This is a genomic window from Nocardia sp. NPDC060255, assembly GCF_042727395.1.
Classification (GTDB): domain Bacteria; phylum Actinomycetota; class Actinomycetes; order Mycobacteriales; family Mycobacteriaceae; genus Nocardia.
Map to the genome: position 1 here is coordinate 142,698 of NZ_JBHXAU010000017.1, position 20,335 is coordinate 163,032.

General features: G+C 68.8%; 19 protein-coding genes. 12 read left to right on the top strand and 7 right to left on the bottom strand.

Annotation, left to right across the window (positions count from 1 at the left end; all coding sequences use genetic code 11):
- Positions 1–294: 294 nt before the first annotated feature.
- Both ACFWF1_RS28170 and ACFWF1_RS28175 read right to left on the bottom strand, forming a co-directional pair.
- On the bottom strand, positions 295–1,263 hold the full coding sequence (locus tag ACFWF1_RS28170) for a carbohydrate kinase family protein (RefSeq protein ID WP_379287022.1): 969 nt from the start codon (positions 1,261–1,263) through the stop codon (positions 295–297).
- 610 nt (positions 1,264–1,873) lie between these two features.
- Positions 1,874–2,230 (bottom strand): iron-sulfur cluster assembly accessory protein, encoded by a 357-nt coding sequence (locus tag ACFWF1_RS28175; RefSeq protein WP_069165132.1) that lies wholly within the window; start codon positions 2,228–2,230, stop codon positions 1,874–1,876.
- Between the two features lie 258 nt (positions 2,231–2,488).
- On the opposite strand from ACFWF1_RS28175, the gene ACFWF1_RS28180 reads away from it, so the two are divergent.
- Positions 2,489–3,097 (top strand): DUF3043 domain-containing protein, encoded by a 609-nt coding sequence (locus ACFWF1_RS28180; protein WP_379287211.1) that lies wholly within the window; start codon positions 2,489–2,491, stop codon positions 3,095–3,097.
- A gap of 246 nt (positions 3,098–3,343) precedes the next feature.
- On the opposite strand, the gene ACFWF1_RS28185 is transcribed toward ACFWF1_RS28180, so the two are convergent.
- Positions 3,344–3,502: a hypothetical protein gene (locus ACFWF1_RS28185; RefSeq protein ID WP_379287020.1), complete on the bottom strand. Its 159-nt coding sequence runs from the start codon at positions 3,500–3,502 to the stop codon at positions 3,344–3,346.
- Positions 3,503–3,587: 85 nt separating this feature from the next.
- Between ACFWF1_RS28185 and ACFWF1_RS28190 the strand changes: the two genes are divergently transcribed.
- The 5 genes from ACFWF1_RS28190 to ACFWF1_RS28210 all read left to right on the top strand — a co-directional run bounded on the left by ACFWF1_RS28190 (position 3,588) and on the right by ACFWF1_RS28210 (position 8,918).
- Positions 3,588–4,559 carry a helix-turn-helix domain-containing protein gene (locus tag ACFWF1_RS28190; RefSeq protein WP_379287018.1) on the top strand — a complete coding sequence of 324 codons (972 nt, stop codon included), beginning with the start codon at positions 3,588–3,590 and terminating at the stop codon, positions 4,557–4,559.
- Between the two features lie 154 nt (positions 4,560–4,713).
- A complete protein-coding gene (locus ACFWF1_RS28195) occupies positions 4,714–5,268 on the top strand; it encodes a bifunctional adenosylcobinamide kinase/adenosylcobinamide-phosphate guanylyltransferase (protein WP_379287017.1) in 555 nt (184 codons plus the stop codon).
- Between the two features lie 262 nt (positions 5,269–5,530).
- Positions 5,531–6,697, top strand: a complete 1,167-nt coding sequence (gene cobT / locus ACFWF1_RS28200) for a nicotinate-nucleotide--dimethylbenzimidazole phosphoribosyltransferase (RefSeq protein ID WP_379287015.1) — start codon at positions 5,531–5,533, stop codon at positions 6,695–6,697.
- A 601-nt stretch (positions 6,698–7,298) separates the two neighbouring features.
- Positions 7,299–8,045, top strand: coding sequence for an adenosylcobinamide-GDP ribazoletransferase (locus tag ACFWF1_RS28205; RefSeq protein WP_379287013.1), 747 nt, complete (start codon positions 7,299–7,301; stop codon positions 8,043–8,045).
- Between the two features lie 159 nt (positions 8,046–8,204).
- On the top strand, positions 8,205–8,918 hold the full coding sequence (locus ACFWF1_RS28210; RefSeq protein WP_379287011.1) for an MBL fold metallo-hydrolase: 714 nt from the start codon (positions 8,205–8,207) through the stop codon (positions 8,916–8,918).
- A 43-nt stretch (positions 8,919–8,961) separates the two neighbouring features.
- On the opposite strand, the gene ACFWF1_RS28215 is transcribed toward ACFWF1_RS28210, so the two are convergent.
- The 3 genes from ACFWF1_RS28215 to ACFWF1_RS28225 form a co-directional block, all read right to left on the bottom strand.
- On the bottom strand, positions 8,962–10,059 hold the full coding sequence (locus ACFWF1_RS28215; protein ID WP_379287010.1) for a branched-chain amino acid aminotransferase: 1,098 nt from the start codon (positions 10,057–10,059) through the stop codon (positions 8,962–8,964).
- An 856-nt stretch (positions 10,060–10,915) separates the two neighbouring features.
- Positions 10,916–12,016 carry a glycine cleavage system aminomethyltransferase GcvT gene (gene gcvT, locus ACFWF1_RS28220; protein WP_379287009.1) on the bottom strand — a complete coding sequence of 367 codons (1,101 nt, stop codon included), beginning with the start codon at positions 12,014–12,016 and terminating at the stop codon, positions 10,916–10,918.
- A gap of 198 nt (positions 12,017–12,214) precedes the next feature.
- Positions 12,215–12,820 carry a GNAT family N-acetyltransferase gene (locus tag ACFWF1_RS28225; protein ID WP_379287007.1) on the bottom strand — a complete coding sequence of 202 codons (606 nt, stop codon included), beginning with the start codon at positions 12,818–12,820 and terminating at the stop codon, positions 12,215–12,217.
- A gap of 109 nt (positions 12,821–12,929) precedes the next feature.
- Between ACFWF1_RS28225 and ACFWF1_RS28230 the strand changes: the two genes are divergently transcribed.
- Entirely contained in the window at positions 12,930–13,730 is an 801-nt protein-coding gene (locus ACFWF1_RS28230) for a TetR/AcrR family transcriptional regulator C-terminal domain-containing protein (protein ID WP_379287005.1), read from the top strand.
- The gene (locus ACFWF1_RS28235; protein ID WP_379287003.1) at positions 13,727–15,238 is read left to right on the top strand and encodes a leucyl aminopeptidase; all 1,512 of its coding nucleotides are present in this window, start codon (positions 13,727–13,729) and stop codon (positions 15,236–15,238) included. The genes ACFWF1_RS28230 and ACFWF1_RS28235 overlap by 4 nt, the downstream gene beginning before the upstream one ends.
- Positions 15,239–15,518: 280 nt before the next feature.
- On the opposite strand, the gene ACFWF1_RS28240 is transcribed toward ACFWF1_RS28235, so the two are convergent.
- The gene (locus ACFWF1_RS28240; protein ID WP_379287001.1) at positions 15,519–15,881 is read right to left on the bottom strand and encodes an oxidoreductase; all 363 of its coding nucleotides are present in this window, start codon (positions 15,879–15,881) and stop codon (positions 15,519–15,521) included.
- 261 nt (positions 15,882–16,142) lie between these two features.
- Here ACFWF1_RS28240 and sucB point away from each other — a divergent pair, with 261 nt between their 5' ends.
- From sucB to lipB, 4 genes are all read left to right on the top strand, one after another.
- Positions 16,143–17,927: a 2-oxoglutarate dehydrogenase, E2 component, dihydrolipoamide succinyltransferase gene (sucB, locus tag ACFWF1_RS28245; protein WP_379287000.1), complete on the top strand. Its 1,785-nt coding sequence runs from the start codon at positions 16,143–16,145 to the stop codon at positions 17,925–17,927.
- A 13-nt stretch (positions 17,928–17,940) separates the two neighbouring features.
- A complete protein-coding gene (locus tag ACFWF1_RS28250; protein ID WP_379286998.1) occupies positions 17,941–18,849 on the top strand; it encodes a TIGR01777 family oxidoreductase in 909 nt (302 codons plus the stop codon).
- A complete protein-coding gene (locus tag ACFWF1_RS28255) occupies positions 18,846–19,379 on the top strand; it encodes a GNAT family N-acetyltransferase (protein ID WP_379286997.1) in 534 nt (177 codons plus the stop codon). The genes ACFWF1_RS28250 and ACFWF1_RS28255 overlap by 4 nt, the downstream gene beginning before the upstream one ends.
- Positions 19,380–19,594: 215 nt before the next feature.
- On the top strand, positions 19,595–20,326 hold the full coding sequence (gene lipB / locus ACFWF1_RS28260) for a lipoyl(octanoyl) transferase LipB (RefSeq protein ID WP_379286995.1): 732 nt from the start codon (positions 19,595–19,597) through the stop codon (positions 20,324–20,326).
- The last annotated feature ends 9 nt before the right edge of the window (positions 20,327–20,335 follow it).

Genomic DNA, 20,335 nt, shown 5'->3' on the forward strand with positions numbered 1-20,335 from the left:
CGACGTCAAACTGCGAGCAGCCCGATCGCTTAGGCCGCCGCCACTCGCGCGCATGCGTTCTCACACCGCGCACAAAATCGCCAGCAAACTCGCGCGCGGCCCACAAACTCATGCGCGGCCCACAAACTCACGCGCGGCGCATTCAGAGGCCAACGCTGAGCCTCCCGTCCACTTGCACGGTCGCGATCCCTGCTCGCGCGCAAGTATTCTCACGCTGCGCGTGAAATCGCTGGCTGCGCGCGAGATCGTTGGCGAACTAGTGCGCGGCGGCACAATCTGTGCGCGGGGGCGGGCTCAGAGCAGGGGCTTGATTTCGGCGGCGGCTTCGGCGCCGTAGGCGCCGGCGAGGCGGTCGAGGGCGGTTTCCTTGTTGAGGGTCCACTCCTGGGTGCCCATGGTTTCCAGGACCAGGACGGCGATGAGCGAACCCAGCTGAGCGGAACGTTCCAGGCTGAGGCCCGCGGTGTGGCCGGTGAGGAAACCGGCGCGGAACGCGTCGCCGACGCCGGTGGGTTCGACCTTGGTGGTCTCCGGGACGACGCCGACGCTGAGTTCGGTGCCGTCCTTGTCGACGATGTGCACACCGTCGGCGCCGAGCGTGGTCACCCGGATGCCGACGCGCTGGGCGATCTCGGCCTCGCTGAGACCGGTCTTCTGCAGCAGCAGCGCCCACTCGTACTTGTTGGTGAAAAGGTATGCGGCGCCGTCGATCAGCTGCACGGCCTGCTCGCCGTCGAGGCGGGCCAGCTGCTGGGACGGGTCGGCGGCGAACGGGATGCCGAGCTCGCGGCACTGCGCGGTGTGCACCAGCATCGCATCGGGGTCGTTGGCGCCGACCAGCACCAGGTCCAGCGTGTGCGCCTTGGCGAGCTCGCCGATGGAGATGTCACGGGCCTCGCTCATCGCGCCCGGATAGAACGAGGCGATCTGCGCCATGTCGTCGTCGGTGGTGCAGACGAAACGCGCGGTGTGCGCACGCTCGGAGATCAGCACGCCGGAACAATCGACGCCGTGCGATTCCAGCCACTGGCGGTACTCGGCGAAATCGGCGCCCACGGCACCGACGAGCAGGGGTGTGCGGTTCAAAAGGCCCATGGCGTAGGCGATGTTGCCTGCGACGCCACCGCGGCGGATCTGCAGATCGTCGACGAGAAAACTGAGCGACACGTGATCGAGTTGATCGGCCAGCAGTGCGTCACGGAACCGTCCGGGAAAACGCATGAGGTGGTCGGTGGCAATGGACGCGGAAACGGCGATGGACACGAGGCTGGCCCTTCAACGGTAGGCGGCAGGCGGTGCAGACCGGGAACGGAAGTCCCAGCATTACCGTACCAATGTTGAACGCAGGCTCAGACCCCTCAACCCGGGGGATGACATCGGCGAGATGCCCGGCGCCGCGCGATCGTTGGGCCGGGACGCCCCTCTGAGCAGGGCGCCGAACTGCCCGAATCCTTACGAAATCCGACGCCGCCACGCTGGCCGTGACGCTCCAGGATCACCACGTCCGCTCCCTAGCCCGTCCGCGCCGATCGCCGCGAACGCTTCCACCGGTTCGGACCTGACGCGCGGTGCACGCCACTGGGCCCGCCAGCCATGAGCCCTCGAACGGGAAACAGTGGCAGCAAAGTGTGAGTGGCGCCGCCGTCATGTCCCGTTGGGTGCGGGAGGCGCCTGTTTCTCGGCCACTGCTGCAGTTGTTCGCTGGCCCACATGTAGGCGGCCACTGCCTACGACAATGCGGCGCTGTCGTCGTCGGGCCACGGCACCAGGATGGACACCCGGGCCAGAAAAACGCGTAACCCCACGTGAACGCTTCACGTGGGGCCGGGCTGTTACGCGGTGAACCCGCTTACGACGAGTCGGACGGGTTCGGTCAGTTGAACGAATCGCCGCAGGCGCAGGAGCCGGTGGCGTTCGGGTTGTCGATGGTGAAGCCCTGCTTCTCGATGGTGTCGACGAAGTCGATGGAGGCACCCTGGATGTACGGGGCGCTCATCCGGTCGACGGCCAGCTTGACGCCGCTGAACTCGACAACGATGTCGCCGTCGAGCGAGCGATCGTCGAAGAAGAGCTGGTACCGCAGGCCGGCACAGCCGCCGGGCTGCACGGCGATCCGCAGCGCCAGGTCGTCGCGACCCTCCTGGTCCAGCAACGCCTTCGCCTTGCTGGCGGCAGCGTCGGTCAGCACGGCACCGTGAGTTTCGGTGGCGGTCTCGTTCTGCACAGTCATGAACTCTCCTCGAGGAACCTGTCGTCGACCCGTGAACAGCGCACGGGTCGTGTCGGTCAACACCACTCGGCGGGCTGCTATTCCCCATCTTGCCACCACCGCGCCCGCAGGAACACGCAACCTACGTGACCCGGCACACCTGCGCGAATCGGACCGCATTTCCCGCCGCGTATTCCATCGAATAGCCTGGTCGATGTGAAATTGTTCCGTCGCGGCGAGTCCAGCACCACCGACGCGGCCGCCGATCAGACGGCGGTCGTGGACGGCGGCTCGGCCGCGGGCACCACTCGCACGGCGGTCACCGCCACCGCGGGCAAGGGCCGTCCCACTCCGAAACGCCGTGACGCCCAAGGCAAGCGACGCGGCCCGATCGCGCCGGCACCGCTCACCGCGAAGGAGGCCCGCGCCCGCCGCAAGGCCACTCGCGGCAGCAAGGAGGAGCGCAAACTAGCCTCCGCCGAGCGCAAGGCGGCTGTCCAGGATCGGCGCACGCGCATGCTCGCCGGCGAGGACAAGTACCTGTTGCCGCGCGATCAGGGGCCGGTGCGTGCGTTCGTCCGCGACATCGTGGACGGTCGGCGCAACCTGGTCGGCCTGTTCATGCCGATGGCGCTCGTGCTGATCCTGTCGATGTTCGTGGCACCCGCGCTGCAGACGATCGTCACGCTGGCGATGCTGGTGATGATGTTCTTCATGATCGCCGAGGGTTTCCTGCTCGGGCGGATCGTGAACGGGCGGGTCAGGGAGCGTTTCCCGGACACAGAGGACACCGGTTACAAGCTCGGTTGGTATGCGTTCGTGCGTGCGTCGCAGATCCGGAAGATGCGGGCGCCGAAGCCTCGGGTCAGTCCGGGCGAGGCGATTTAGTTCGTCTGTCGCGGGTCGACGTGGGCCCGATCTGCGTTAACCGCCATTGACAGCCGTGACCGAGGGCGAACCGGACCGGTTCACAATTACCGTGTGACGACCCGGCCTGAGTTGACCGGGATTGCCTGTCCGCCCGAACGGTCGGTTCCGCGCAGCTGATCGTTCAACGCGGGTCCCCCTGAACATGATTGCGGCCCGGCTCGTGGACACGAGCCGGGCCGCCGCCGGTTGCGGGGACATCGGGGGTCAGATGTTGGTGGTTCGGCCGTGCATCGCCGACAGGTCGGCCTGCAGACGCTGGACGTCGCGATCGATGACGTTGGACGATCCGGCGGGTGCGTTGTAGTGCGTCACGAAGGTGGCGAAAGCGACGATGACTGCCATGGTGATCAGGAAAGTAATCATGGCAGTAATTTTGCGCTCGGTGAGTTACCGCCGAAAGTGGCTGGACTGCCACTGTTCGTAAAGATTCAGCCACTACACTGGACGCATGCTGTCGAAGGTTGCGGTCGTGCTGTCCGACCACATGGCCATGTTCGAATTCGGGGTGGTCTGTGAGGTTTTCGGCCTCGATCGGACCGCCGACGGACTGCCCGCGTTCGACTTCAAGGTCTGCAGCGCCACGCCCGGCAAGCCACTGCACTCCAGGACGCCCGGCATCACGGTCACCCCGGAGTACGGCCTCGACGAGCTCGCCAAGGCGGATCTGGTCGCCATTCCGGCCGCCTCCTCGAAGAACGGGTTCGATCCGCGCATCATCGACGCCGTCCGGGCGGCCTCGGCGGCGGGAGCGATCGTGCTGACCGTATGTTCGGGCGCGTTCCTCGCCGGCGCGGCCGGCCTGCTCGACGGGCGTAAATGCACCACGCACTGGACCTACGTCGACGAGCTCGCCGCGATGTACCCCGAGGCGACCGTCGACCCCGACGTGCTGTTCGTCGACGCGGGCAACCTGATCACCAGCGCGGGCACCGCCGCGGGCATCGACGCCTGCCTGCACCTGGTGCGCCGCGAACTCGGCAGCGCGGTGGCCAACGCGATCGCGCGCCGGATGGTCGTGCCGCCCCAGCGCGACGGCGGGCAACGTCAGTTCATCGAGCGGCCGGTCGCCACCTGCACCTCCGACAGCCTCATCCCGACCCTGGAGTGGATGAACGCGAACCTCGACCTCCCGCACACCATCGAAGACCTGGCCGCGCGCTCGACCATGTCCACCCGCACCTTCGCCCGCCGCTTCGCCGCCGAAACCGGAACCACCCCGGTGAAATGGCTGACCAACCAGCGCGTCCTGCTCACCAAACAGCTGCTCGAGGAAACCGACCTCGGCCTCGAGCAAATCGCCGCCCGCGCGGGCTTCGGCTCCGGGGCGCTGCTCCGGCACCACTTCCAACGCCTCGTCGGCATCGCACCCACCGAGTACCGTCGCCGCTTCGGCGCGGAAATGGTCGAAACCCCCGCCTGACCGCACCCCGTGTCAGGATCCGCATCCCGGGAAGGCATGCGGCCATTGCTGACCGGACATCGTTCAAGATCATGAGGAAACGGTGCTGTTGGCCTCTCGGGCGATGCCAGCACCAGTTCCCCATGATCATGAACGGCGTTGATACCGTGCTGACGTGTCGCACAGTGTCTCGTCGGTTGAGCCGCGCCGGACTCTCGTCCTCGGCGGCGCTCGGTCCGGTAAGTCCGGTTATGCCGAGGAGTTGGCCGCGAAGGCGCCCGGGCCGGTCCGCTATCTCGCGACCTCGATTCCCGACCCCGCCGACCTCGACTTCGCCGAACGCATCGCCACCCACCGCGACCGCAGGCCCGCCGACTGGACCGTGCTCGAAAGTGCCGACCCGGCAGCCGTTCTCGGCGCTCCGGGACCGGCGGGCACCACGCTGATCGATGACATCGGCACCTGGCTCACCGCGCGCATCGACGCCCGCGACGCCTGGGCATCCCCGCGCGGCACCGTCGCCCCCGACGCCGACGCGCTGGTCGCCGCCGTCGCCGCCTACCCGCACCGCCTGGTCATCGTGAGCCCCGAGGTCGGCATGGGCATCATCCCCGCCACCCGCTCCGGCCGCCTGTTCCGCGACGAGATCGGCACCCTGAACCAACGCCTCGCCCAAGCCTGCGACGAAGCATTCCTCGTCGTAGCCGGACTCCCCCTGCGCCTCAAGTGAATCGGCGCGGACACCTACGCGTCGTAGTGGTCCACCGAGACCTCGCCATGACTTCGCACAGCGAGTCGTCGGGTGTCGAGCAGTCGGTCGGGTCGACGGGCCCAGCGGAAACCGCCGAGTAGGCGCTCGAACCCGCATGACACTTCGGACATGCCGCAGCACCGGGCGGGACGGCGCACGTGGGCGAGGACACCGGCGGGTTGGGGCGGGTGATGTGCGGGGTGCGGGTCGGGGCGGGCAAGATTGAGCCGCGTATGCGGATATGGACCGTCCTGACCGGAAAGGCTCGACAGTGACACACGGATTTGGACCGGTGACGCCACCTGACGCACAGGTTCGGGCGGCGGCCGAGCAGCGGCAGGCGCAGTTGACCAAACCCGGTGGGGCGCTCGGGCGGCTGGAGGAGCTCGGCAACTGGGTGGCGGCCTGTCAGGGGGTGTGCCCGCCGAAGCAGTTCGAGCGGGCCAGGGTGGTGGTGTTCGCCGGGGATCATGGCGTTGCGCGACACGGGGTTTCGGCGTATCCGAGCGAGGTCACCGCACAGATGGTGGCGAACTTCCTCGGTGGCGGCGCGGCGGTGAACGCGCTCGCCGTGGTCGCGGGCGCCACCGTTCGGGTCGCGGATATTTCCGTCGACGGCGAGACCGATGCGCTCATCGCCAAGCACAAGGTGCGCCGCTCCAGCGGGTCGATCGACCGCGAGGACGCGCTCACCGCCGACGAGGTCGCGGCCGCGCTCGCCGCGGGTAAGGCGATCGCCGACGAGGAGATCGACGCGGGCGCCGACGTGCTCATCGCGGGCGATATGGGCATCGGCAACACCACCCCCGCCACCGCCCTCATCGCGACGCTCACCGACACCGAACCCGTTGCCGCCGTTGGCCGCGGCACCGGCGTCGACGACGCGGGCTGGTCGCGCAAGGTCGCCGCGATCCGCGACACCATGCGCCGGGCCCGTCCGATCGCCAAGGACCCGGTCGAACTGTTGCGCGTCGCCGCAGGCGCCGACTTCGCCGCGATGGCGGCGTTCCTCGCTCAGGCCGCCGCGCGCCGGACGCCGGTCATCCTCGACGGTGTGGTCGTCACGGCCGCCGCACTGGTCGCCGAGGACCTCGCCTCGGGCGCCTCCGCCTGGTGGCTGGCGGGCCACCGCTCCACCGAACCCGCCCACAACCTGGCCCTGCAGCGCCTGCGCCTGGAACCGCTGCTGGACCTGAACATGCGCCTCGGTGAAGCGTCCGGCGCCCTCACCGCCCTGCCGATCCTGCGCGCCGCGGTCGCCACCCTCGCGGAGATGTCCACCTTCGCCGAAGCGGGCGTCAGCACCGCCGACACCGACACCGCCGAAAACACGGAACTCACTGTCCCCGCGGACAACCCGGACCTCACTCCGGATACTCCCCCGGCCACGCCAGACTTGCGGAAATGAGCGACAGGCCGTCGCCGGTCGAAGCGCCCGCCATCAGGCTCGGCGCGCCCATCGGCGACGGCCACCGCGGTTCCCTTGTGACACAGCGTCTTACAACAAGCCGTGACGACGGTTCTTTTCCTCGCGACTGGGGCACTGGCGCACTCACTCATCTCTCCCAGCTCGACCCGAGTCTGGAAGTCGCGCAGACTGCCGACCGCCGGGCCATTACCGCGCCGGCTCGGCAGACATCGGACGGATGCCACAGCTCGGCAACATCGGTGGGTGCGTTCGGGTCGGCGTTGACGACTTGCCGGCGCGTGAATGCTGTGTCATCGAAACCGATCTCACGCAGCCTCCGAACGATCCAGCTCGGCACAGTGCGGCCCGCCGCGAACATGGCATCTCCGTGCGGCACATCAGCATTCGACGCGTCATCGGTGGCCCGGCCATCTCGATCGGCCCGGACGGATGGCGCGGCGGCCTCGTCGGAGGTTTCCTCGCGCACAACCACACCACCGTTGGCGGATGCGACTCTGTGGAGCTATTCGGCTGCGGTACAACGCGTTCCGATTGCTACGCGATCTGCTGCTATGGAGCGGCGCAATCCAGGCCTGCCGGGATGAACGGGCTGCGGCTCGCGGTGTCCTGGCTCACCGTCCTCCCGGTGCGTGGGCCGGAGAGTGTTGATCGGGCGGCGGCCAGGCGGGCAATTGCGTTGGCGCCGTTGGTCGGTGGGCTGCTCGGTGTGGGGGCGGCCGGGCTGCTGTGGTTGTTGGGCTGGGCCGGGGCGAGTTCGATGCTGGCCGGGCTGTTGGTGGTCGGGGCGCTGGCGTTGGTCACGCGGGGTATGCATCTGGACGGGCTCGCCGACACGATGGACGGGCTCGGCAGTTACGGTCCGCCGGAGCGGGCCAGGCAGATCATGAAGAGTGGCGGCGCGGGTCCCTTCGGTGTCGCCGCCATCGTGTTCGCCATTGGCGTCCAAGCGTTTTCGTTCGCGGCGCTGGCCGCGGCGGATCGCTGGTTCGCCGTCGCCCTCGCGGTCACCGTCGGCCGCGTCTCGGTTGTTCTCGCCTGCCGCACCGGCATCGCCGCCGCGCCGGACGCCAACTTCGGCGCCCTCGTCGCGGGCACCCAGCGCCCACTCACCGCCGCGGCCTGGTCCGTCGCTGCCCTCGCCGCCGCCCTCTTCGCCACCCCCGACCGCTGGCAAGGCCCCCTCGCCGTCCTCGTCGCCCTGGCCGCATCGGCCGTCCTCGTCCGCCACTGCGTCCGCCGATTCGACGGCCTCGCTGGCGACACCCTCGGCGCCGCCATCGAACTCACGGTCGCCCTCACCGCCGCCACCCTGTCCTTCTGCCTCTGAGCGGAACCTGTCAGCAGGACGCCCTCGGCCTGCCGTTGATCTTGGACAGCCCCCGGATGGGCGGATGTTTAGGTTCGTGCGGGGTACGGACTTCGGCGTAGCAAACTATTTGACGCGGCGGCGCGCGGATCGTCTGGGTCGGGCAATAAGGTGTGCGGTATGTCTTCTGAGCGCCTGTATTTTCGCCAGCTGTTGTCGGGGAGGGATTACGCCGTCGGCGATCCGATTGCGACGCAGATGCGGAATTTCGCGTATCTGATCGGCGATCAGGAAACCGGCGAGTGCTTGGTGGTCGATCCGGCGTACGCGGCGGGCGATCTGGTCGATATCGCCGAGAGCGACGGGCTCCGGCTGACCGGGGTGCTCGCGACCCATCACCATCCGGACCATGTGGGCGGAACGATGCTCGGGTTCACCCTGGGCGGAGTGCGGGAATTGCTCGAAAAGACAAGCGTCCCAGTGCATATCAACGCGCAGGAGCTCTCCTGGGTGGCCAACGTCACCGGTATCGCGCCGAGCGAACTCACCGGCCACGAACACGGTGACAAGGTCAGCGTCGGCGCCTTCGACATCGAATTGCTGCACACCCCGGGGCACACGCCCGGCAGCCAATGCTTCCTGTTCGACGACCGACTCATCGCGGGCGACACCTTGTTCGTCGACGGCTGCGGCCGCACCGATTTCCCCGGCGGCGACTCCGACGAAATGTTCCGCAGCCTGCGCTATTTAGCCGAATTGTCCGGCGACCCGGTCGTCTACCCCGGCCACTGGTATTCGGAGGAGCCGTACGCCCCGCTCTCCACTGTCCGGGACAAGAACTACGTGCTGCGCCCCAAAACCCTCGACGAGTGGCACGTTTTCATGCCCAGCTGAGCCCGAGTGGCACACCATATCGCGTGGTGTGCCACTCGATTGATCACATGCCGCGCATCCACCCGTGGATGTCGGCGAAGGTGCCGCGCTGGATGCCGGTGAGGGTGTCGCGCAGCGCCATGGTGACCTCGCCGGGCTCACCGCCGCCGATGGTGAACTCGCCCTCGGCGGAGCGGACCCAGCCGACGGGGGTGATCACCGCGGCGGTACCGCACGCGAAAACCTCGGTGATTTCACCGGATTCGGCCCCCTTGCGCCATTCCTCGACCGACACCTTGCGCTCCTCGACCGGGTATCCGGAGTCGGCGGCGAGGGTGAGCAGCGAGTCGCGGGTGATGCCGGGCAGCAGCGAACCGGACAGTTCCGGGGTGACCAGGCGCGCCTCGGAGCCCGAGCCGAAGACGAAGAACAGGTTGTTGGTGCCCATCTCCTCGACGTAGCGGCGCTCGCACGCGTCCAGCCAGACCACCTGATCGCAGCCCTTTTCGGTCGCCTCCGCCTGCGCGAGCAGCGACGCGGCGTAGTTGCCCGCGACCTTGGCCTCGCCGGTGCCGCCGGGTGCGGCGCGCACGTACTCGGTCGACAACCACACCCGCACTGGCTTCACGCCGCGCGGGAAATAGGCGCCGGCCGGGGAGGCCATCAGCAGGTACTTGTAGCCGGCGGCAGGCTTCACGCCGAGCCCGGCCTCGGTGGCGAACATGAAGGGGCGCAGGTACAGCGAGTCCTCGCCGCCCGCGGCGGGCACCCAGTCGCGATCCACCTCGAGCAGCTGACGCACGGATTCGATGAACAGTTCCTCCGGCAGTTCGGCCATCGCCATCCGGCGGGCGGACCTGCGGAACCGGGCGGCGTTCGCGTCGATGCGGAAACAGGCGACGCTGCCATCGCTGTGCCGGTACGCCTTCAGACCCTCGAAGATGGCCTGCCCGTAATGGAAGACCATGGTCGCGGGGTCAAGGGCGAGCGGGCCGTACGGTTCGACGCGCGCGTTGGTCCATTCGCCGTCGGTGTAGTCGATCGAAACCATGTGATCGGTGAAGAACCGCCCGAACCCGGGCGCCGCCAGTACCTCCTGTACCCGCTGCGCCGGGGCGGGCGCGGGATGCGGGACACGGGCAAACTGTGCAGCAACGGTCATGCGCTCGATCCTAACCAAGCCACTTTCCAGCTTCGCGGCCGATCGCCCCCCACACCGCAAAACTTCCCGCCACCCCCGCCACTCGCGCACCAATGTGCACCCCACGCCCCAATTCGCCCCAGGAAATCACCCGGGCCGATACGCACCCTGCGCACTCGCAAACGCGCCACGCCGCGACTTGCCGCGCGACACGCCGTGTCGCGCGCCGGGATGCTGCCAGCCTGTCGGCAAATGCCACGCACCACTTAGCGGCGTCCGAAACAACCCGCCACAGTCGCGACCACGTACATGCGGCACGATCCCCCACCGCACCGAACAATGCGGACAGAGGCTCAGCACTCGGCGATCCTCGATCAGCCCTTCATCGAGCCAGATGTGCACACCTGCCCTCGGCGGTCCCGCACTCCCGACTTGCTCCGCAGCACCACTGATGTGACTCGCCGCGCACGTTTTACGCTCCCGCACACTGACTCGCCGCACGACACACCGTGTCTCACGTAAGAACGTGCGCGCGGACAGAAGCTGCGGCACAGCCCGCGCGGTTCGCGCAGCGGAAGCCCCTGCGGTATCGCTAACACGGTTCTCGCAGAGGTCCCGATCAACTAGGCGCACAGCGCGCCAGACGTCCTCCCGCGCAAGTGCCGCTCGCCGCGCACGTTCCGCGCTCCAGCGCACCGGCTCGCCGCACGACACACCGTGTCTCGCGCAAGAACGTGCGCGCCGACAAAGGCTCTGCTGGGTTCGCGCAGCGGAGGCCCCCTGCGATACCGGTATCACGGTTCTCGCAGAGGGCCTCTGTCAGTGCCGGCGACGCACGCGCCGCGTGATGAATGTTCTCGCGCGAGCGGCGGTGTATCTACTTGGTGTTCGTCTCCACGAACGGCGGGCGGATCACCTCGCAGCGGAGGCGGCGGCCGCGGACGTCCACCTCGACCTCGGTGCCGGGCTCGATGCCTGCTTCGGTGTCGAGGAGGGCGAGGGCGATGCCGATCTTGAGGGTGGGTGAGAAGGTGCCGGAGGTGGTTTCGCCGATCGGCTCGCCGTCGCGCAGGACATTCTGTCCCTGGCGCAGCACGCCGCGGTCGAGTGCCTTGAGGCCCAACAGGGTTCGGCGCGGGCCGGCCGACTTCTCCTGCTCCAGTGCGGCTTTGCCCCAGAACTCCGGCTTCTTCCAGCCGACGGCCCAGCCGGTGCGGGCCTGGACCGGGGAGATCTCCAGGGACAGTTCGTGGCCGTGCAGCGGGTAGCCCATCTCGGTGCGCAGGGTGTCGCGGGCGCCGAGGCCGGCGGCCTGGCCGTCGGCGGCGCGGACCTGCGCGACGAGGGCGCGGAACAGCGGCTCGGCGTCGGCCCAGCGCGGCAGCAGTTCGTAGCCGTGCTCACCGGTGTAGCCGGTGCGGCAGACGCGCACCGGGCGGCCGTCCCATTCGGCGTCGGCGTAGGCCATGTATTCCATCTCGGTCGGCAGGCCGAGCGCGGCAAGCACCTCGGTCGAGCGGGGACCCTGCACCGCGAAGACGCCGTACTCCCGGTGTTCGTCGGTCACCGTGATGCCCTCGGGCGCCACCTTCTGCAACTCCGCGACCACCGACGCGGTGTTGGCGGCATTGGGCACCAGGAAGATTTCGTCGTCGCTCACGTAGTAGGCGATCAGGTCGTCGATCACGCCACCGTCGGGCGCGCAGCACAGCGTGTACTGCGCCTTGCCCGGCCGGATCCGGCCGAGGTCGTTGGTGAGCGCCGAATTCACGAAGGCCGCCGCGCCCGCACCACGCACCGTCGCCTTGCCGAGATGGCTCACATCGAACAGGCCGACCGTGGTGCGGACCGACTGATGTTCGGCCACCGTCCCCTCGTACGAGACGGGCATTTCCCACCCGCCGAACGGCGCGAAAGTCGCCCCCAGCTCGACGTGTACACCATGGATAGGGCCTTGCAGCAGGTTCGAGTCGGTCACCCGGCGAGCTTATCCGCCGACCCCGAACTCCGGGCCCACTCCCTCCCACCCACCGTCTGCCCCTCCAGACGATCCCCTCCCCGCCCCGAAGCCAGACCCAACCAAACCCCCCGAGGCCCGTCATCGAACAGGACATGGTGGCGGCGACACTCGTACTTTCCCGCCACCATGTCCCGTTGGATGGCTCCGGATCCGTGGCTAGCCGCGGAACCACATGGGGCGCAGGGTTGGGCCGCCGTCGGGGAGGTCGTGGGTGGTGCTGGTTTGGGTGAAGCCCATGCGGGTGTAGAGGCGGGCGGAGCGGTCGGTGCTTGCTTCGAGGTAGGCCGGGGCGCCTGCGGAGGAGGCGGCCTTCGTCTGGTTTGCGAGGATCGCCGCGCCCGCGCCTTTTCCGCGATGCTGCGGCACCGTGACGATCACCTGCAGGTATCGGTGTGGGAGTTCGCGGGGATGGATGTGCGCGAGCAGGTCGGTGACCACGGCCATTCGCTGTAGCGGGCGTACGTCGGGCGCGCCGTCGGCTGCCGCACGCGCCGCTTGCAGGTCGCTCGCGAAACGGTCCACCGAGTCCACGTGCTGCCAGATGGACACCGCCCAAATGTCCGATTCCACTCCTGCGAGCCAGATCTCGTCGTCACGCAGCGCGCGGTCGATCATTTCGGGGACGTAGTCCGGACCGAACTGTTCGAAGGGATGCCCCTCGAGCACCCAGGCCGTCACCGCTTCATCCGGGCAGGCGAGGCTGAACGCCTCGATCACCGCGTCGCGATCTTGCTTGCCCGCCTGTCGAACCGTGATCTCCATCGGTAACCCCTTTCGTTGTGAACGCTGTGCGTGATTGCCAAGGTAGGCAGGTCAAGGCAGTACAGCTATCATTTCGTCACACCTGTTCGTGTGTCGAAATGGAGGCGGCATGGCCTGTGGAATCTGCAACGGCGCGCTCGCCCAACCGTCGCGCGGCCGCAAACGCCGGTACTGCTCACGCGCCTGCCAGGCCCGCGCCTATCGAGCCCGCCGCGACGACGTGCGCCCGGCGCCACGCACCGCGCGTCCGGCCCGGCTGACCACGATCGGCATCTTGCGCGCCGCCGTCGACCTGGCCGATCGCGACGGCCTCGACGGACTTTCCATGCGCCGCCTGGCCAGCCAACTCGGCGCGGCGACCGCGGGCCTGTACCGGCACTTCCCCGATCGCGAGGCGCTGCTGGCAGGCATGGCCGAACTCGTGCTCGCCGAAATCCGCGCGCCCGCAACCGAACTCACCGACTGGCGGGCCAAGCTCAGCTACGAGGCGCACGAGGAGTGGCAGCTGTACCAGCGTCACCCGTGGATGCTGCCGATCCTCGCGCGCACCCGCCCGCCGCTCGGCCCCGCGCTCGCCGACATCCTCGAACGTTCCTTCGCCGCGCTCGACCACCGCGGCCTGACCCGCGAGTCGATGCTCGCGATCTATCTGTCGTTCTCCGGTTTGGTGCAGGGCCTGGCATTGCTGACGAATTCCGAACGCGCCGACCGCCTGCGCGGCACCGGCGTCCCGGACCTGCCCGCCGACCTCCCCGAACTGCTCGACCCGTCCCTGCGCCCCGTCCTGCATCGGCTGTTCTCGGACGGCCCACCGGGCCCCGACCTGGACTTGGACCGAATCCTCGACGCCGGACTCGCACTGCTCCTCGACGGAATCGCGATCGGACTGCCCAGTAGCCTGAGCCCATGACCGCTGTTGCAGATCGTCCACTAGGACCGGAACTCGCCCGCACGCAGACCATCAGCACGGACACCGACGTGCTCGTGCTCGGATTGATATCGTCCGAGAACGGCCCGGCCATCGTGCCCGAGGACCTGTTCGGCGACGTACTCACCGCGGAGGTCCGTGCGGAACTGCTCGATCAGCTCGGTGCGGTCGGCGCGAAGGGCAAGTCCGAGGAACTGACCAGGGTGCCCGCCCCGGCCGGCCTGGACGGCGTGACCAGCGTGCTCGCGGTCGGCCTCGGCGCCGCCGAGAAGATCGATGCCGAACAGGTCCGTCGCTCGGCCGGTGTCGCGGCCCGCGCACTGTCCGGTACCGAGCTCGTGGTGACCACGCTGTCCGGCATCGATCTCGGTGCCGCCGCTGAGGGTTTCTACTTGGGCGCGTACACCTTTACGCCCTTCAAGTCGGACAAGTCCGCGCCGAAGCCGGACGAGCGCCCGGTGGCCAGGGTCGAATTGCTGGTGCCCGAGCCGGAATTCGGCGAGGAGGAACTCTTCCGTGCCCAGCTGATCGCCGAAGCCGTCGCCACCGCAAGGGATTTCACCAACACTCCGCCGAGCCACCTCTACCCCGCCGAATTCGCCTCCCGTGCGCAGGAATTGGCGGAGGCCGCCGGGCTCGAGGTCGAGGTGCTCGACGAAAACGCCCTGGATGCAGGCGGTTACGGCGGCGTGCTCGGCGTCGGCAAGGGGTCGTCGCGCCCGCCGCGACTGGTCCGGATCAGCTACCCGGGCGGCCCGAAGAAGGTCGCGCTGGTCGGCAAGGGCATCACCTTCGACACCGGCGGCATCTCCATCAAGCCCGCGCAGAACATGGAGAACATGACCTCGGACATGGCCGGTGCCGCCGCGGTCGTGGCCACCGTGCTGCTCGCCGCACGACTGAGCCTGCCGGTCACGGTCACCGCGACCGTGCCGATGGCGGAGAACATGCCGTCGTCCACCGCGCAGCGCCCCGGCGACGTGCTCACCCAGTACGGCGGCACCACCGTCGAGGTGATCAACACCGACGCCGAGGGCCGCCTCATCCTGGCCGACGCGATCGTGCGGGCCGGCGAGGACGAGCCCGACTACCTGATCGACGTGGCCACCCTCACCGGCGCGCAGATGGTCGCGCTCGGCACCCGCACGCCCGGCGTGATGGGCACCGAGGACTTCCGTGACCGGGTCGCCGCCATCTCCCGCGAGATCGGCGAGAACGGCTGGGCCATGCCGCTGCCCACCGAACTGCGCGCCGACCTGAACTCGAAGATCGCCGACCTGGCCAACGTCGCCCCGCACCGCTGGGGCGGCATGCTTTCGGCCGGACTGTTCCTCAAGGAGTTCGTCCCCGAGGGCGTGCAGTGGGCCCACCTCGACGTCGCGGGCCCGGCCTACAACACCGGCGGCCCGTTCGGCTACATCGGCAAGGGCGGCACCGGCGTCCCGGTCCGCACCCTGATCGCGGTCATCGAGGACATCGCCGCAGAGTGAACACCCCGTGCGTCGTCCGGACTGAACACCTCCGGACGACGCACCCCGCCCAGCAGAGCTGGACGAACGATCATGGGGAACTGAGGTAGGCAACGGCCGAGAGCCGGCCTACACCAGTTCCCCCTCGGTCGACCATGTCGAGGGGCCACGCCGCCCGTGCCGGGCGACCTCGAACCGCGCGGATCTCGCGTCTCGGCTCGCTAATTCGCACGCGATTCCGCGCACCGAAAATCAGGACATCTGCGACACGAAAACGGGGTCGCCCGACGGTAGCCGGGGGCTATAAATCGCGGAGATCGGCCTCGAACGCGCGCTGACGTTCGAGGCGCTTGCGAGCGTCGTAGTCCCGCATCCGCTGTGGATATCCGGTCTTGGCGACGTCGTAAACAGGGATCCGCAAATCCTTGGCAAGCCGCTGTGCTCCGCGCTCGCCGACGATCCGGCGTGTCCATTCGCCGTCGGCGGCGATCAACACGACAGTGACATCGGTCACCGTCGTTTTCGGCTCCAAATAACCTTCGACGCCGACGTGGGTGCGCACCCACTCGGCCAGATATCGGGCATCCTCGCTACCCCCGGAACCCGCACGTACCGCGCTACCACCCCGGGTCGCGCCGCCTCGGAAACGATCCAGCAAACCCAACGACGCGCACCTCCTTTCCAACCCCGATGCATCGTGCGCACCGGTCCCTCTATCTTGCCAGCTCCGCGAAGTTCACTGCCCTTGTGCTACGCGCCGCGCAGTCGAGTGCAAGGATGGATCGCGGTACAAGAACCACACAGATCTCCGGTGCCACGCACAATGATCGGTGGCTTTCGGACTCGCGCCGCAACCCGCGACGGGGGTCCGCCGAGAGATCAACTGTTGTAGAAACCCGTCGAGCAGTCAGAGGAGTCAGAGGACATGGCCTTCTCCGTCCAGATGCCAGCTCTTGGTGAGAGCGTCACCGAGGGAACGGTCACCCGGTGGCTGAAGCAGGAAGGAGACACGGTCGAGGTCGACGAGCCGCTGCTCGAGGTCTCCACCGACAAGGTCGACACGGAGATACCGTCCCCGCAGGCGGGCGTGCTGTCGAAGATCGTCGCCCAAGAAGATGATGTGGTCGAGGTCGGTGGTGAGCTCGGCGTGATCAGCGATGCCGGCGAGGCGCCCGAGCCGAGCTCGGCTCCCGCCCCCGAAGCCGCCGCCGCGCCCGCGCAGGAAGCACCCGCCGAGGAAGCTCCCGCTGAGGAAGCCCCGGCCGCCGAGCCCGAGCCTGCCGCTCAGGAAGCACCTGCCGCCGAAGCCGCGCCCGCCTCTTCCGGCGAGGGCACCTCGGTCAAGATGCCCGAACTGGGCGAGTCGGTCACCGAGGGCACGGTCACCCGGTGGCTCAAGGCCGTCGGCGACGACGTAGCCGTTGACGAGCCGTTGCTCGAGGTCTCCACCGACAAGGTCGACACCGAAATCCCTTCGCCGGTGGCGGGCAAGCTGCTCGAGATCACCGCGCAGGAAGACGATGTCGTCGCTGTGGGTGGACAGCTCGGCGTGATCGGCAGCGGTTCGCCCGCCAAGGCCGAGTCGGCGCCCGCGCCGAAGCCCGAGCCGAAGCCGGAACCCAAGCCCGAGCCGAAGCCCGAGCCCAAGCAGGAAGCGGCTCCCGCACCGAAGCCGGAGCCCAAGCCCGCGGCCGCACCGGCTCCCAAGGCTCCGGCACCCGCCGCCGCCAAGGCTCCCGAGTCGGATTCCAGCGGCAACGGCGCTACCCCGTACGTCACCCCGCTCGTCCGCAAGCTGGCCGACGAGAACGGCGTCGACCTGTCCGCACTCACCGGTTCCGGTGTCGGCGGACGCATCCGCAAGCAGGACGTGCTCGCCGCCGCGGAAGCCAAGAAGGCACCGGCTCCGGCCGCCGCCGCACCGGCCGCCGCGCCCGCGGCGAAGGCCAAGGCCGCCCCCGCGGCCGCGAGCCCGCAGCTGGCCCACCTGCGCGGCACCGTGCAGAAGGCCAGCCGCATCCGCCAGATCACCGCGACCAAGACCCTGGAATCGCTGCGCACCACCGCACAGCTCACCCAGGTGCACGAGGCCGACGTCACCAAGATCGCGGCGCTGCGCACCCAGGCCAAGGCGGCGTTCAAGGAGCGCGAGGGCGTCAACCTGACGTTCCTGCCGTTCTTCGCCAAGGCCGTCGTCGAGGCGCTCGGCGTGCACCCGAACGTCAACGCCAGCTACGACGACTCCACCAAGGAACTCACCTACCACGCCGCGGTGCACCTCGGCATCGCCGTGGACACCGAGCAGGGCCTGCTCTCCCCGGTGATCCACAACGCGAGCGACCTGTCGCTGGCCGGCCTGGCTCGCGCCATCGCCGACATCGCCAACCGCGCCCGCAACGGTGGCCTGAAGCCGGACGAGCTGGCCGGTGGCACGTTCACCATCACCAACATCGGCAGCCAGGGCGCCCTGTTCGACACCCCGATCCTGCTGCCGCCGCAGGCGGGCATGCTCGGCACGGGTGCGATCGTCAAGCGTCCGGTGGTGGTCAAGGACGACACCGGCAGCGAGTCCATCGGCGTGCGCTCGATGTGCTACCTGCCGCTCACCTACGACCACCGCCTGATCGACGGCGCGGACGCGGGTCGCTTCCTCACCACGATCCGGCACCGGCTCGAGGAGGCCGCGTTCGAGGCCGACCTCGGGCTCTAACCGTCGTACTCGCATGAAGGTCGTGATCGCCGGTTCGTCCGGATTGATCGGGACAGCGCTCGTCGCGGCTCTGCGCCGCGACGGGCACGAGGTCGCCCGCCTGGTTCGCAGGCGGGCGGCGGGGCCGGACGAGTTCACCTGGGATCCGGTCCGGGCCGAACTGGACGAGCGGGCGTTGCGCGGTGCGGACGCGGTGGTGAACCTGTGCGGCGCGAGCATCGGGCGGCGCCGCTGGAACGGCGGCTTCAAGCAGGAACTGCGCGACAGCCGGATCACGCCGACCGACGTGCTGGCCGCGGCGGTGGTCAAGGCGAGCGTGCCGACGCTGCTGAACGCCAGCGGCGTGCACTTCTACGGCGGCGACACCGGCGACCGGGTGGTCGACGAAACCGCGCCCGCCGGTTCGGGTTTCCTCGGCACGCTCTGTCGCGACTGGGAGGCCGCGACCCGGCCGGCCGCCGACGCGGGCGTGCGAACCGTCTTGTTGCGCAGCGCCGTCGTGCTGTCTCGGCACGGCGGCCTGCTCAGCATGCTGCACCCGCTGTATTCGCTCGGCCTCGGCGGACGCCTCGGCAGCGGGCGGCAGTACACGCCGTGGATCTCGCTGGCCGACGAGATCGGCGCGATCATCTTCACCCTCGGCACCGACACACTCACCGGGCCGCTCAACGTCGTCGGCCCGGCGCCGGTCACCAATGCCGAATTCAGCCGTGCGCTCGGACGTTCCGTGCACCGGCCGACCCCGCTGGTGGTCCCCGCGTTCGCGCTGCGGGCCCTCATCGGCGAGTTCGCGCAGGAGGCGATCCTGCACGGACCGCGCGCAATACCCACGGCCCTCGAGGAGGCGGGCTACGAGTTCCAGCACCCGACCATCGGCGCCGCACTGGCCGCGATGGTGGGACAACCCGGAGACGATCGATGACCGACCAGCTCGACACCCGCCCCACTCTCATCCGGGACGCGCACCGCGACGACCTGTCCGCGATCCTGGAGATCCACAACGCGAATATCGCCACCTCGACCGCGATCTGGGATCTCGAGCAGGTCGGCCTCGACGAGCGCCTCGCCTGGTTCGAGGCGCGCACCGCGGCGAACCTGCCGATCCTCGTCGCCGAGATCGACGGCGCGGTCGCCGGATACGCCAGTTACGGTCCGTGGCGGCCCAAGGCGGGTTACCGCTTCACCGTGGAGAATTCGGTGTACGTCGACGAGCGGTTCCAGCGCCGCGGCATCGCCACCGCCCTGCTCACCGAGCTGCTCGACCGGGCACGGCAGTCGGGTCACGTGCACGCGGTCATCGCGGGCATCGAATCCGGCAACACCGGCTCGATCCAGCTGCACGAACGCTTCGGCTTCCGCATCATCGGTGAGTTCCCCGAGGTCGGCCACAAGTTCGGTCGCTGGATGAACCTGACCCAGATGCAACTCACCCTCCCCGTCCACGCGCACTGACCCAGCACACGCAGGCTTCCTGATTTCCAGCACCGGGAATCGGATGCGACTGTCGGTGCAGGAAATCAAGAGGCGTGCGGCAGTCGTGCGCACGCACACCGAGGCGGCGACGCAATCGGCGAGCCGCGTCGCGGCTGGCCGCGCCCGCTAACCTGTGGCACTCCCCACAGAGCGCAGCTGGAATAGAAGTGCCCGTCCGGCGTACCGTCGAGCACGTGAACGACACGCGCACCACGGCGTCCGCCCGATTCGATACCACCCCGATCGTGGTCGAGGATCTCGGACTCATCGACTACCACAACGCCTGGGAACTGCAGCGAACCATCGCCGCGGAGCGGGCCGACGGCATCGGATCCGATCGCCTGCTGCTGCTCGAGCACCCCGCCGTCTACACCGCGGGCCGCCGGACCGAGGCCGAGGATCTGCCGATCGACGGCAGCCCGGTGGTCGAGGTGGATCGCGGCGGCAAGATCACCTGGCACGGCCCGGGCCAGCTGGTCGGCTACCCGATCGTGCGGCTCGCCGAGCCGGTAGACGTCGTGCATTACGTGCGCCGACTCGAGGAAGCCCTGATCACCGTCTGCACCGACCTCGGCCTGAACTGCGGCCGGATCGAGGGCCGGTCCGGTGTCTGGCTGCCCGCGACCGACGTCTTCGCCGAGCGCAAGATCGCCGCGATCGGCGTGCGCGTGCAGCGCGGCGTTGCCCTGCACGGCATCTCGCTCAACTGCAACTCCGCCATGGACGGCTTCCAGGCGATCATCCCCTGCGGCATCCGCGACGCCGGCGTCACCACGCTGTCGCGCGAGTTGGGCCGCGAGTTCACGGTGGCCGAGGCCAAGCCGCTCGTCGCCGAGGCCATCGCGAGGGCGCTCAATGGCGAACTGCCGGTAACCGCTCACGATATTGCGCGCGTCACACCGGCAGGAGGGGCCGCGAACGCCTGATCCGGTAGG

Excerpts from the sequence above, each read along its gene's own strand:
- ACFWF1_RS28175 (WP_069165132.1), bottom strand. The coding sequence starts at position 2,230 with ATGACTGTGCAGAACGAGACCGCCACCGAAACTCACGGTGCCGTGCTG.
- ACFWF1_RS28185 (WP_379287020.1), bottom strand. The coding sequence starts at position 3,502 with ATGATTACTTTCCTGATCACCATGGCAGTCATCGTCGCTTTCGCCACC.
- ACFWF1_RS28190 (WP_379287018.1), top strand. The coding sequence starts at position 3,588 with ATGCTGTCGAAGGTTGCGGTCGTGCTGTCCGACCACATGGCCATGTTC.
- cobT (WP_379287015.1), top strand. The coding sequence starts at position 5,531 with ATGGACCGTCCTGACCGGAAAGGCTCGACAGTGACACACGGATTTGGA.
- ACFWF1_RS28205 (WP_379287013.1), top strand. The coding sequence starts at position 7,299 with ATGAACGGGCTGCGGCTCGCGGTGTCCTGGCTCACCGTCCTCCCGGTG.
- ACFWF1_RS28210 (WP_379287011.1), top strand. The coding sequence starts at position 8,205 with ATGTCTTCTGAGCGCCTGTATTTTCGCCAGCTGTTGTCGGGGAGGGAT.
- ACFWF1_RS28215 (WP_379287010.1), bottom strand. The coding sequence starts at position 10,059 with ATGACCGTTGCTGCACAGTTTGCCCGTGTCCCGCATCCCGCGCCCGCC.
- ACFWF1_RS28225 (WP_379287007.1), bottom strand. The coding sequence starts at position 12,820 with ATGGAGATCACGGTTCGACAGGCGGGCAAGCAAGATCGCGACGCGGTG.
- ACFWF1_RS28230 (WP_379287005.1), top strand. The coding sequence starts at position 12,930 with ATGGCCTGTGGAATCTGCAACGGCGCGCTCGCCCAACCGTCGCGCGGC.
- ACFWF1_RS28235 (WP_379287003.1), top strand. The coding sequence starts at position 13,727 with ATGACCGCTGTTGCAGATCGTCCACTAGGACCGGAACTCGCCCGCACG.
- sucB (WP_379287000.1), top strand. The coding sequence starts at position 16,143 with ATGGCCTTCTCCGTCCAGATGCCAGCTCTTGGTGAGAGCGTCACCGAG.
- ACFWF1_RS28250 (WP_379286998.1), top strand. The coding sequence starts at position 17,941 with ATGAAGGTCGTGATCGCCGGTTCGTCCGGATTGATCGGGACAGCGCTC.
- ACFWF1_RS28255 (WP_379286997.1), top strand. The coding sequence starts at position 18,846 with ATGACCGACCAGCTCGACACCCGCCCCACTCTCATCCGGGACGCGCAC.